This is a genomic window from Acinetobacter sp. PC34 (assembly GCF_051789135.1).
GTDB classification, from domain to species: domain Bacteria; phylum Pseudomonadota; class Gammaproteobacteria; order Pseudomonadales; family Moraxellaceae; genus Acinetobacter; species Acinetobacter johnsonii.
Genome location: NZ_CP196664.1, coordinates 948,977 through 961,474, shown reverse-complemented (window position 1 = coordinate 961,474; position 12,498 = coordinate 948,977). Strand labels below are relative to the sequence as shown.

Here is a 12,498-nt window from a genome sequence, read left to right as displayed (position 1 = left end):
TTTTATTCGTTGTTTTTTTAAGCATGAAACTACATGCCGTTTTATTAAGACATAAAAAAAGCGCCCTGTATAGGACGCTTTTCAACCAAACAATCACTTTAAATAATTAATTCTAAAAAGATTCCAGTAAAAATAATGAATCCCACCCAACGATTGTGACGGAATGCCCAAAAACAATACTGTGGATCTCTGTCTTTAGTTTTTGACCATTGATAAATAAAGTCAGCCACGACTACCAGCAATGCGATTAAACCCAATGGCATCAATAAATTTTCAAGGTAAAGCGCCATACCAATCAAAACCACACTCATCGCCTGTAAAAGTGCAATGATTTGAATATCAAAACGACCAAACAAAATGGCTGTAGACTTCACCCCAATTTTTAAATCATATTCACGGTCGGTAATCGCATATTGAGTATCGTACGCCACAGTCCAAGCCAGATTGCCAAAATACAGCAACCAACAGGTTAAATCTAATGGTTTACCCATGGCCGTAAATGACATCGGAATTCCCCACGAAAAAGCCATGCCTAAAACAACCTGAGGCAAATGGGTATAGCGCTTCATGAAAGGATATATAAATGCGAGAAAAAGCCCACCTAAAGCACAATAAAACGTTTCAATCGGTAGAAACAACAACATACAAGCACTGGCAAAGACTAAAGCTAAAAACACATAAATGGCTTCTTTAGCCGTAATAATCCCTGTTGCTAAAGGCCGCATTTTAGTGCGCTCTACATGCGCATCGACCTTACGATCAGCAAAATCATTAATTGCACACCCAGCCGCACGCATAAATATTGTGCCAAGTACCATCGGAATCAGAATACCAATTGGCGGTATGCCCTCTGCTGCAATCCATAGTGCCCACATGGTAGGCCAGAACACCAATTCTGTGCCAACAGGCTTATCAAAACGACATAAATAATAATAGGCTTCTAAACGTTCACGCCAAGTAATTTGATGCGCAGTTGTCATGACTGTCCTTCAGATGCTGAATTCTGCTTTTGCAAAAATTGCTCAAAACTCGCTAAAAAAGTTTCTTGAACAATAAACTTGCAGCCGTGCCAAGTATAACAGCTCTGTCTAGTCCAGCCATCTTCTAGCCAAATCACACGACGTTCACATGCTGGATTGGTGCGCTGAAACAAGAACCAGCCAATCGGTTTTTTACCAATATGTTTAAAAAGCCGTGCGCGACCTTGCAAACTCAAGATCGGGAAAATGCTTTTAGCTTTAACCCAAGGCTCTGCATCACTGCCATATAAAAAACTTTCTCGTACCCATGACGTATGCTGAAACGGCATGCCCATCCATTTTGCATCGATAAACTGAAGACGCTGAAAATGCTCTTTGGTTGGTTGAACCCTAAACGCTCCATCAGCCAAATCCGTCAGTTGCTGAGTAAGTGAACCTGAAGCATATAACCATGTTTTCAGTTCAGCTGGAATCTGCTGCATAAGCCTACCTGTACCATTGATTTACTGTGCGCTTAAACGCTTTTTGAGTTATGAAGAATGTCATTGATTCAATTCTAAGATCAATCTTTAGCAATTATCTGTTTTTGCAATGGTTTCAAATTTACCTTGCGGAGTTTTCACCAAAATAAAACCTTCAGCACTCAAATAAAAACTTTGAGGATAATCATAATCCAGTGCTAACTCTGGGCTTTTCAATGCAACAAATTCTGCCTGCTTGTAGCCTTCAGGGGTGCGACCAACTTCGATATAAGTCACCATCGAAAAATTTAGCTTAAAACCTTTGTCGTGATCTTTAGGGTCAATCCAAGGATAAAAACTGGTGTGCTTCTTACGCTGTGCCATTGCTCTCATCAATTTTTTTCAAGTTAAACAGATGATACAAAAAAACCCGCGACTAGCGCGGGTTTTTTACAGTGAAATTCAGTTCAGAATTACAAGCTGTAGTACATATCAAATTCAACTGGGTGAGTTGTCGTGTTCAAGCGACGCACTTCTTCAGTTTTAAGTTCAATATATGCATCAAGCATTTCTTTAGTGAATACACCACCTTTAAGAAGAAACTCATGATCCGCTTGAAGCGCTTCAAGAGCCATATCTAGGCTGTGCGCAACTGTAGGGATTTTCGCTTCTTCTTCAGGAGGAAGGTCGTATAAGTTTTTGTCAGCTGCTTCACCTGGGTGAATCTTGTTTTGGATACCATCAAGACCCGCCATTAACAATGCTGCGAAACCTAAGTACGGGTTCATCATTGGATCTGGGAAGCGAGCTTCGATACGTTTGCCTTTAGGGCTAGAAACGTAAGGAATACGGATAGAAGCAGAACGGTTACGTGCTGAGTATGCCAACATAATCGGCGCTTCGAAGTGTGGAACTAAACGCTTGTACGAGTTTGTAGAAGGGTTCGTAATTGCGTTCAATGCACGAGCGTGTTTGATTACACCACCGATGAAGTAAAGCGCCATTTCTGAAAGACCAGCGTATTCATCACCAGCAAACAAGTTCTTGCCATCTTTAGAGATAGACATGTGAACGTGCATACCAGAACCATTATCACCAACCATTGGCTTAGGCATGAAAGTCGCAGTTTTAGCATATTGGTGTGCAACGTTCCAAACCGCATATTTGAACTGTTGTACTTCGTCAGCTTTACGAACCATTGTGTTGAAGCTTACACCAATTTCTAATTGGCAAGATGCAACTTCGTGGTGGTGTACTTCTACACGACCTGGGCCCATGATGTCTTCAATACGCGCACACATATCAGCACGCATGTCATGTGAAGAATCAACTGGAGGAACTGGGAAGTAACCACCTTTAACACGTGGACGGTGACCAGAGTTTCCGCCTTCGTAATCTTTGTTTGTTGACCAAGCAGCTTCTTCAGCAATCAATGTATGGCGCGCGCCAGACATATCAATTTCCCATTTTACTTCGTCAAATACGAAGAATTCTGGTTCTGGACCAAAGAATGCAGTATCACCAATACCTGTCGATTTTAGGTATTCTTCAGCACGGCGAGCAATCGAACGCGGGTCACGGTCATAACCTTGACCTGTTGATGGCTCAATAACGTCACAAGTAACAACTACTGTAGGCTCAGCGAAGAACGGGTCGATAAAACCAGTTGCAGCATCTGGGCGTAAGATCATGTCAGATGCTTCAATGCCTTTCCAACCAGCAATTGAAGAACCATCAAACATTTTACCGTCTTCAAAAGTATCTTCGTCGATAGTATCTGCTGGGTAAGTTACGTGTTGTTCTTTACCCTTAGTATCCGTAAAACGGAAATCGACCCATTTTGCGCCACTTTCTTGGATGAGTTGTAGGACCTTGTTCGCCATGCTCATTTTGCTCCGATGAATTTTTGTTGCACTCTTTAGTGCGTGTTAGTAGTTGGTTGTTCTAAAGCAATTACCGTACCAACTTTAAAAAGCTTAGCTAAAATATTGAATTCATTATCAGAATAACAGTTTTAAGCTGTTTGCTTTGACTCTATTATACTGAGCTAAAAAGTAAATGCACCATATTCAAGCACGCTTCTTCACATTTAATCTAAAAGATTTTGAGTGTGGATCATAATGGTGCATTTTTAAATATCACGGGTCGATTTACACCCGTTTTTTATAAATTAGAGTGCTTTTTAAGCTGTTATTTTCGCCTTGATTTGACTTCAACACCTCATATCACGGCGAGCGATATACCTGAAATCAAATATAAGCGGTGTAATTAACTGTTTTTATTTGATTTTCAAAAAACAAAAAACCTCTCCTTTCAAACTAAATATAAAGCCGACATTTCAGATGTGAGCAAGCAAAAAAATATGCTCTGTTTTGGTGACATTAGGGGAGTTTTTGGCTCACTGCATTAAAAGATATTCTTTTATATTCCTTGAATGTACATACTTCATGATATTTACACATAGTCCACGAGGTTTCTCGTTAGGATTTGAATCTGAGATATTCATAAACTCTATATCAGTTAGTAACAAAACCCATTGTAATTTTTAGGTCCGGAAAAAAATGTCGCGCCCTAGCTGTGTATTTTTTGCTATGATAATTTCGGTTTTGTGCCTCCATTCAAGTCATTGAATGAGAAAAATAATTTACTTATAGCATTATAATGTAAACGCACGAATACCATAGGACTCTTCAAGCACATTTATATGCATAAATTTCAATAGGTTAAGCTCATGCTTTTAATGATCGACAACTATGACTCTTTTACCTACAACATCGTCCAGTATTTTGGCGAGTTAAATCAAGAAGTAAAAGTAGTACGTAATGATGCCGTGACATTGGAGGATATTGAGCGATGGCAACCTAAGTATCTTGTGATTGGCCCCGGTCCATGCTCACCTTCGGAAGCAGGAATTTCTATTCCAGCTATTCAGCATTTTGCTGGAAAAATTCCATTATTAGGGGTGTGCTTAGGACATCAGGCCATTGGTCAAGCATTTGGTGGCGAAATCATTCGTGCCAAAAAAGTGATGCATGGGCGTTTGTCTGACATGCATCACTCAAATCAAGGCATTTTTAGCAACCTCCCTTCCCCGTTTTCAGCAACGCGTTATCACTCACTGGTGATTGATCAAGAAAGCTTGCCTGAATGCTTAGAAGTGACCTGCTGGACCAATGAAGCAGATGGCTCAATTGAAGAAATCATGGGTGTAAAGCATAAGACGCTTGCCGTTGAAGGCGTGCAATTTCACCCAGAATCAATCTTGAGTCAGCATGGCCATCAAATCTTTAAGAACTTTTTAGAAATTTACGCATAAATGAGTGCAGTGAAAAATGAATATGCAACAAGCTTTAAATAACATCACTAAAAATATTGAGTTGACGCAGCCGCAAATGGAAGACGTCATGCGCACCATCATGAATGGTGAAGCAACAGATGCCCAAATTGGTGCGCTGATGATGGGTCTTCGCTTAAAAGGTGAAAGTATTGATGAAATTACCGCAGCGGCTCGTGTCATGCGCGAGTTTGCCATCAAAATTGATGTCAGTGATGTGCCTTATTTAGTCGACATCGTCGGTACAGGTGGTGATGGTCAGAACTTATTTAACGTCTCGACTGCATCTGCTTTTGTGATTGCAGCGGCAGGTGCAACCATTGCTAAACATGGTAACCGTGGTGTTTCAACCAAATCGGGTTCCTCGGACTTGTTAGAACAAGCGGGCATCCAACTTGACTTAAACATGCAACAAACTGAACGTTGTATTCGTGAAATGGGTGTCGGTTTCTTGTTTGCTCCAAATCATCATAAAGCGATGAAGTATGCGGTAGGCCCGCGTCGTGAATTAGGCATTCGCAGTATTTTCAATTTACTTGGCCCGCTTACGAATCCGGCTGGAGTAAAACGTCTAGTGATTGGGGTGTTTTCGACTGAATTATGCCGTCCTATTGCAGAAGTGATGAAACAACTGGGCGCAGAACATGTCATGGTGGTTCATTCGAAAGATGGTTTAGATGAAATTAGCCTTGCATCAAGCACCTATGTGGCTGAACTCAAAAATGGCGACGTCACCGAGTGGGAAATTCAACCTGAAGATGTCGGAATCGAATCGCAAACTTTAACAGGTTTAATCATTCAAGATTCTGCTGAAAGTTTAAGCCTAATTAAAGATGCCTTAGGTAAAAACAAATCCGATAAAGGTGAAAAAGCAGCCAATATGATTGCTTTAAATGCAGGTGCCGGTTTATATGTCTCTGGACTTTGTACCAGTTATAAGCAAGGCGTGGCTTTAGCACATGACATCATCTACGGCGGACAAGCCTTAGAAAAGATGAGCATCCTTGCTGAATTCAGCAAAACCCTTAAACAATACGACGCTTGATAGACAGGATTTTGTCATGGTAGATATCGCAAATACGATTTTAGGCAAAATTGTGGATCGTAAGCAGGAAGAGTTTGCTGCACGCCTCAAACAACGTAGCTATAAAGATGTTGAAGAATGGGCACTTGAGGCAACTCCTGTACGTGGTTTTGCAAAGTCTTTACTGAGCAAACAACCGGGTGTGATCGCTGAAATTAAGAAAGCATCACCATCTAAAGGCATCATTCGTGAAAACTTTGATCCTGCTGAAATCGCGCAGCAATACGAAGCTGCAGGTGCAGCATGTTTATCGGTTTTAACCGATGTCGATTTTTTCCAAGGTGCCGATGAGAATATTCAAATTGCACGTTCTCACTGTGCCCTGCCTGCATTACGCAAAGACTTTTTGATTGACCCTTATGGGGTGATTGAAGCACGTGCTTTACATGCCGACTGTATTCTTCTGATTGCGGCATGCTTGTCAGATCAACAACTCGAAGAAATGTCTAAAACGGCTTTTGAGCAGAATTTAGATGTCTTGGTTGAAGTACACGATGAAGCAGAACTTGAACGTGCTTTGCGTCTACCCGAGCGTTGCGTATTGGGTGTCAATAACCGCAACTTAAAAACCTTTGATGTGGACTTAAACACTTCGATTCGTCTGAAAAAACTACTTGAACCATCTCGTCTACTGGTGACGGAAAGCGGCATTGCGACCCCAGCGGATGTTGCGATGATGCAAGAGCATGACATTCATGCTTTCTTGGTCGGTGAAAGCTTTATGAAGCAGCCCCGTCCAGATCACGCCTTTACTGAGCTATTTGGAACACCTAAATCACTTTAATCGCATATTCAGGGTAAGGCATGCTCTTGCCCTGAATACTTTATGATTTGCACTTTCAAAAAGCTGTTGAAGATCTGCTTAAACAGTAACATATAAAAAATTGTTCAATTTTAAATTACTCAATGAAACCCTGCTTCTTGACTTCATTCACCGCTTCCATTCGAGAGCGGACCTGCAACTTGTTATAGATTTTACGCAGATGCCATTTCACCGTATTGATGGACAAAAAAATCGACTCAGATATTTCAGCATCGGTACAGCCACGGCTTAATTTTTCTAAAATTTGGATTTCACGTTTCTATAGCTAAATTCTAAAAACACTAGCACATGGAAACATCTGTAAAACCTCATTTTCTATGTTTTTAGGTGTGATAATAAATTAAGTATTCAGCTATATAAGGCCTCAAGCCCAGAACTGCCGATCAAAGCTTCAACACTGCTTTCAGTTTATACAACCCTCTATGCATGATGCAATTCAGTTCAAATATAGGGAAAATCAGACTATAATTATCGCCTAATTCCTTATTTTGCGTATTTTTCTGACACTATGAGCAAACATGATTCATCGCTTTCTAAAGAACAGTTTAATTTACTGAAAGACTTTAAAAAGCAAATCACCAATCCGCATTCGACTGCCATCAAACAGTCTGAGGCCCAAGCTCAAGTTGCTCCGCCCGAGCCAGAAGATGATTTCGCGTTGTTTCAAAAACAAATGCAAGGTGTCCAAAAGATGGAGACCGCGAACATTGCCAAAATAAAAAAAAATCCAAAGAAAAAAATCGATGCGCAAACTTTAGCAAAACGTGCAGCGGCTGAAGGCCCAATGCATACCGATGCAACTGAGCTGTCCGATACTCAAGCAATGCTCAACCCTGTAGCGAGCCAAGCCGCACTCAGTTATCGCATTGCTACACTACAACACAAAGTATTTGAAGATTTAAAAGCGGGTAACATTCGTTGGTTTGAAGCAGTCGACTTGCATGGTTGCACCGTTGAAGAAGCCCGTGTCGCAGTTTTACAAGTCATTCAAATGGCCAAAGATGAAAATCAAAATGTCATTAAAATTGTACATGGCAAAGGTCCGGAAGCCATTTTAAAAACCTATGTGAATGGTTGGCTGCGTCAACACCGCGATGTGCTGGCTTTTGTCAGTGCGCCGGAGAAGCAAGGTGGCACAGGTGCAGTTTTAGTGTTGCTAAAACGTGCTGAAAAGAACCCAAAGTTTAAACAGTAATCGGATTTTTGTCCAAAATAAGGCATTGGAATAGTTTTCTGCTACAATGCCGTCCTTGTTCAATATCAGTGTAAGTGAACACGTCTTATGTCTATGCAGCAATCCTACGCTAACATCTTAACTGCCGTTGGTGAAGACCTAACCCGTCCAGGTCTCCTCGATACGCCTATGCGTGCTGCTAAAGCTTTTTCGTATTTAACGTCTGGTTATAGCAAAAGCTTAGAAGAAGTGACCAATAATGCGGTGTTCCCATCGGACAACCGTGAAATGGTACTGGTTAAAAATATCGAGTTTTATTCACTCTGTGAACACCATTTATTGCCTTTTTATGGTCGCGTACATATTGCGTATTTACCTGAAGGCAATGTCCTTGGACTCTCTAAATTTGCACGCATCACCGAAATGTTTGCACGTCGTCTACAGATTCAAGAAAACCTGACGCAGCAGATTGCAGAAGCGGTTGCAGAAGTGACAGGTGCACGTGGCGTGGCTGTTATGATTGATTCAGCACATATGTGTATGATGATGCGCGGCGTCGGCAAGCAAGAATCGACTACACGTACCGTTTCCTTTATTGGTGACTTTAAAACCAATAAAGAAGAGCGTCGTGAGTTTTTAAGTGCAGTCCCTGAAAGCTATTAATTGAAACATAAAGCCTCAACCTCTGTTGGGGCTTTTTTTATGCATATATCATTGAACGATTCATTTTTTGTTTAGAGGAATACGCAATGTCAGCAATTTGGTTAGCAGGTCATGGTTTGACCCAAGGCGAACAGAGTATTGATTTTCCACGTCCAGACCGTTTGGTTCAAGGCAATCCACAGCGCCAGACCTATAGTCTATATGAACACCCACACATGGGCTGCGGGATTTGGCACTGTGAGGTTGGTTCATGGAATATTCAATTTGCCGACAATAAACAAGAATTCTTTCAAGTGATGGAAGGCAGCATCCGTATTCATGATGCCCACACTCAAGACTTCATTGAAGTCAAGGCCGGTCAGGCAGGAATTATTCCACCGAGTTTTATCGGCACATTTGAAGTGGTTGAAGCTGTTAAAAAATACTATGTGATTGTTGAGGTATAAGTACCTCAACAACCGATTGGAAACGTCTTAGAACAGCTCGTGTTTAAGTCTGAGATTTAAACACTTAGCACTTTTTCAGTCACATGAATACAGTTACGCCCTTTATTTTTGGCGGCATAGAGTGCCGAATCGGCAGTGTCTAAAAAGCGTTGATAGTCAGGATGACCATTATAAACCGTACAACCAATACTGACGGTAAAACTAAAACTTTGCCCATGAGCGGTACGAATTGGGGTTTCCTGTATCCGCATGCGAATCGTTTCAGCAATTTGTAAAGCACGTGTGAGATCACTGTCGACCAACAGCAATAAGAACTCTTCGCCACCGACACGGAAGGCATAGTCACTACCCTTCGCAACATCTAACAAGACTTCAGCAATAAAACGCAGTGCCAAGTCCCCTGCGGTATGCCCATATTTATCGTTGATACGTTTGAAATAATCCGCATCAATTGCTAGTAAGCTCAACGCAGCATCATTTTTACGGGAAAAATTAATTTCACGCGACACAATCGTACTTAAATATCGACGGTTTAACAGCTGAGTCAGCGAGTCATTGCCTGAATCTATATATTCGGTCACTTGAAACAGTTGATCGACCAAATGCTGAATCTGTCGATTCACATCACGAATTTCTTGAATGCGTTCTACCTTCTGAGTCTGATCCTGACAGTCGAGCACGTCAAAATTGAGGGTATCGACCTGTTGAATCAGCCTGATAATGGTCTCAACCTGCTCTGCACCCGTAAAGGCATACGCTGCTTTATGCACAAACCATAGACCAAATTCCGACTTAGACAAAGCAATGTGTTGTAACTGCGGATGCTCGGAGAAGACTTTGAACATCAACTCATTTTCCCAGTCAAGCAAAATACTGCGCTGCTTATCTTTTTGTACTGCGACATCTTGCATTGCAGAAAATAAACGATAGCTATGCTTAACTTCATGGCTTCGCTCTGTATTGGCTTCATAGGATCTACACATGATTTCTGTCGCAAAGCCCATAATTTGCAGCATATAACTCAGCATGTGGTGGTTATTTTCCAGCGGAAGTTCAGCCAAGAGTTCCAAGATCTTGTTTTCAATCTCGCGAATACCGCGCATGATCAACCAAGAAGGAATGCCCACCCGCGCATGTACCTGCCCAACTTTTTGTTGTTTTTCAACTGCTGCATAATAAGCTTCATTCACAGCCACGTCGAAACTTTCAATGAGCCATTGGTTTAAACTGTTTTTTAAACGTTGTTGAATGATGTCATCTTTAAAAAAATCTGCAGCCTCAGGCTCCAAGACAATATTGCTATAAAATTCATTAACCAATACAGACGAATGCTGCTGAATAAAATTTTGCGCTTTAACGTGATCATTCACTGAATAATGTTGGCAAATTTTCCCCCATTGCTCGGCCAATTTAGCCATGCATTAATCATTCATAAAACTTACCTATTTATATATTTTTGAGACTTACTAGACATTTATGTGATTAATATAACAAATTTCAATACTTATTTTCACCATCAGCTTTCATTTTCAGCACTTTATAAAAAGTAAGGCTCACGTTTGGTTGTTTTAACAGCAATGACTTTCATAAAAAAAGCCCCTTTATTGGAGCTTTGAAAAGAGGACCGAACTAAAAGAAATGGATATAACTCAAACCCGTCTGATCCCAATCCTTGCCTTTTTGCTGTTGATACTGCCAATGAAGCCTCAACGCATTTTGCTGATTGAATAAATATTGCAACTGAGTATTCAGTCTGACTTGCCATTGATGGCTATCTTCCCAATATGGCAGCTCGACCTGTACCAAACTATTGATATGTTCGCTCCAGATGTTCTGGCAGCCTACCGTTGGCCCAAGTCCCACGCGCCAACCTCGGTCTAAAGCTTTGCCTGCTTGAACATGATTTTGCAATTGTGCATAGCATAAATGTTGACGCTCTTGATCTGCCACACTATAGCCAAACTGACTGGATAGATTGAATACACCGTGTTGATCCTGTTCACTAAATGCACCATCTCGATTTAGTGCCTCTTGTTGCCAACCCATGTTAAAACCCCAGCTTAATGGTGTTTTAAAGGCAGTCAATGGACTGTAGGCATTGACCTCCAGCACATTTAGTTCTTGCAGTTTTAGTCGATCATCACGGTATTCGAGACTGCCGTCTAGAAACTTAAGCTGTGTACCCAAACGGAAACCGCCTTGCGGGTCTATCAAGTCATGATAGGCCTGACGATGGCTCAGTCGGAAATAAGTGTCACCTTGTATCTCACCTGCTTCAAGCTGAACGGTTCGCGCATGGTGGCCTTTTACTGGATCTACTTTTGGCGCTTCGACCACTTGACGTTGCTTTTCCAAGTCAATCTGACTCCGCAAACCCAGCAGTTGTCGAATACGCGGTTGGGCGTCTTCTGCCGCAATCTTTTGTGCAATTAACTGTAAATACACATGGTCATAGGCCATTTCTAAAATACGTGCCTGATCCACCAAGGCATAGCGACTCAAATAGTCTTGCATTTGAGCAGGTTCAAGTTGCGCAACCTGATGCGCAGCCGCTGCCAAGGCTTGTCCGTGTTGTTTGGCTTGTGCCAACAACTGAGTTTCTAAAGCTGGACGGTAAACACTTTCCGCAATTAGATGGTTTTCATCGACCGCCTTAATTGTCTCAACAGGAATCGCAGCGGTTTTAAATTGTTTTTGTAGGTTGACCTCTGGCCGTACCAAATCAATTAAACCCAGTAAACGATAGGCACAGTTATCACTGATAAAATAGTAAGGAAATTGCACATGCTTGAGTTCCCAAATATGCTCAACCATGGTTTTGGTTTCTTCTGGCGTCAGGGCTAACTCGTACTCCCACAAATCGCGGCTTTCCAAATCACCATATTCTTTCACTTTTCGATAGTACGGCATGAGTGAGTACTCACCTGGGTACTGCCCGGTTAAGCCCTTCCATGCAAAAGAAAAGCTGTCGCTATTGGCCACTGTCGCTGCGTAATTCACGGCATAAGAGACTAAGTTCAGCTGTTTTTGGTCTTTAGGATCGAGCCTTAACAGGGTATGCCCAAACATCGAACTGGGATTGCCCATAAAGTCCGTGGCGTAAATTAAAGTCGCCTTATACGGCTTAATTTGCCCAAGCCACTCATCCAGCTCAGGACATGAGGCTTTAGGCAGTTGGTTTGATGCAATATTCAGTTGTCCTATGAGCCATTTTGACCGGGCTGGAAAGCGACATTGAATCGATTGATTAGCTTCGGTTGGAATAAAGAGTGCTGCAATATTGGCATCAAGCTCTTGTTTGAGCTGAGTTTGTCCGTGCGCACTATAAAAGAACGGACGGTAACTGACTTCACTTTGTCCTGATGAAGTATTGGCATACATCAAACGTTGCCAAGTTACATTTGAGGCAAGCTTAAGCTGCTGTGCTTTTTCAATATAAAACTCTGCTGAGCTAGGTGCTTGAGCAAAGATGCTGGTGCTGAATAGCACACTAAAGAGGAGGACAACAGATTTCATGCAGTGTTAGCTATTCT

The 12,498-nt window shown here is 41.7% G+C and carries 13 protein-coding genes; 6 read left to right on the top strand and 7 right to left on the bottom strand.

Features of this window, described 5'->3' with window-relative positions; genetic code table 11:
- Positions 1–98 precede the first annotated feature (98 nt).
- The 4 genes from ubiA to glnA form a co-directional block, all read right to left on the bottom strand.
- Positions 99–980 (bottom strand): 4-hydroxybenzoate octaprenyltransferase, encoded by an 882-nt coding sequence (gene ubiA / locus ACSC9N_RS04700; protein WP_010327239.1) that lies wholly within the window; start codon positions 978–980, stop codon positions 99–101.
- A complete protein-coding gene (locus ACSC9N_RS04695) occupies positions 977–1,462 on the bottom strand; it encodes a chorismate--pyruvate lyase family protein (protein ID WP_010327240.1) in 486 nt (161 codons plus the stop codon). The genes ubiA and ACSC9N_RS04695 overlap by 4 nt, the downstream gene beginning before the upstream one ends.
- A gap of 87 nt (positions 1,463–1,549) precedes the next feature.
- The gene (locus tag ACSC9N_RS04690; protein ID WP_004982609.1) at positions 1,550–1,825 is read right to left on the bottom strand and encodes a hypothetical protein; all 276 of its coding nucleotides are present in this window, start codon (positions 1,823–1,825) and stop codon (positions 1,550–1,552) included.
- An 89-nt stretch (positions 1,826–1,914) separates the two neighbouring features.
- A complete protein-coding gene (gene glnA, locus ACSC9N_RS04685; RefSeq protein ID WP_005400480.1) occupies positions 1,915–3,330 on the bottom strand; it encodes a type I glutamate--ammonia ligase in 1,416 nt (471 codons plus the stop codon).
- Between the two features lie 842 nt (positions 3,331–4,172).
- Between glnA and ACSC9N_RS04680 the strand changes: the two genes are divergently transcribed.
- From ACSC9N_RS04680 to trpC, 3 genes are read left to right on the top strand one after another with little or no spacing between them, the layout of a single operon-like run.
- Entirely contained in the window at positions 4,173–4,757 is a 585-nt protein-coding gene (locus tag ACSC9N_RS04680; RefSeq protein ID WP_010327241.1) for an anthranilate synthase component II, read from the top strand.
- A 16-nt stretch (positions 4,758–4,773) separates the two neighbouring features.
- Positions 4,774–5,820, top strand: coding sequence for an anthranilate phosphoribosyltransferase (trpD, locus tag ACSC9N_RS04675; protein ID WP_004695696.1), 1,047 nt, complete (start codon positions 4,774–4,776; stop codon positions 5,818–5,820).
- 16 nt (positions 5,821–5,836) lie between these two features.
- Positions 5,837–6,643, top strand: a complete 807-nt coding sequence (trpC, locus tag ACSC9N_RS04670; RefSeq protein ID WP_010327242.1) for an indole-3-glycerol phosphate synthase TrpC — start codon at positions 5,837–5,839, stop codon at positions 6,641–6,643.
- 115 nt (positions 6,644–6,758) lie between these two features.
- Here trpC and ACSC9N_RS04665 read toward each other — a convergent pair whose 3' ends face one another.
- Positions 6,759–6,932, bottom strand: coding sequence for a helix-turn-helix transcriptional regulator (locus ACSC9N_RS04665; RefSeq protein ID WP_224216374.1), 174 nt, complete (start codon positions 6,930–6,932; stop codon positions 6,759–6,761).
- 258 nt (positions 6,933–7,190) lie between these two features.
- Here ACSC9N_RS04665 and ACSC9N_RS04660 point away from each other — a divergent pair, with 258 nt between their 5' ends.
- The 3 genes from ACSC9N_RS04660 to ACSC9N_RS04650 all read left to right on the top strand — a co-directional run bounded on the left by ACSC9N_RS04660 (position 7,191) and on the right by ACSC9N_RS04650 (position 8,965).
- Positions 7,191–7,877, top strand: coding sequence for a Smr/MutS family protein (locus ACSC9N_RS04660; RefSeq protein WP_010327243.1), 687 nt, complete (start codon positions 7,191–7,193; stop codon positions 7,875–7,877).
- Between the two features lie 93 nt (positions 7,878–7,970).
- Positions 7,971–8,519, top strand: coding sequence for a GTP cyclohydrolase I FolE (gene folE, locus ACSC9N_RS04655; protein ID WP_171054237.1), 549 nt, complete (start codon positions 7,971–7,973; stop codon positions 8,517–8,519).
- Between the two features lie 86 nt (positions 8,520–8,605).
- Positions 8,606–8,965, top strand: a complete 360-nt coding sequence (locus tag ACSC9N_RS04650; RefSeq protein ID WP_010327244.1) for a cupin domain-containing protein — start codon at positions 8,606–8,608, stop codon at positions 8,963–8,965.
- Between the two features lie 56 nt (positions 8,966–9,021).
- Here the strand turns inward: ACSC9N_RS04650 and ACSC9N_RS04645 are convergent, their stop codons facing one another.
- Positions 9,022–10,383 carry a diguanylate cyclase gene (locus ACSC9N_RS04645; protein ID WP_395475095.1) on the bottom strand — a complete coding sequence of 454 codons (1,362 nt, stop codon included), beginning with the start codon at positions 10,381–10,383 and terminating at the stop codon, positions 9,022–9,024.
- A 211-nt stretch (positions 10,384–10,594) separates the two neighbouring features.
- Positions 10,595–12,481 carry an Lnb N-terminal periplasmic domain-containing protein gene (locus tag ACSC9N_RS04640; protein ID WP_010327246.1) on the bottom strand — a complete coding sequence of 629 codons (1,887 nt, stop codon included), beginning with the start codon at positions 12,479–12,481 and terminating at the stop codon, positions 10,595–10,597.
- Positions 12,482–12,498: the final 17 nt, after the last annotated feature.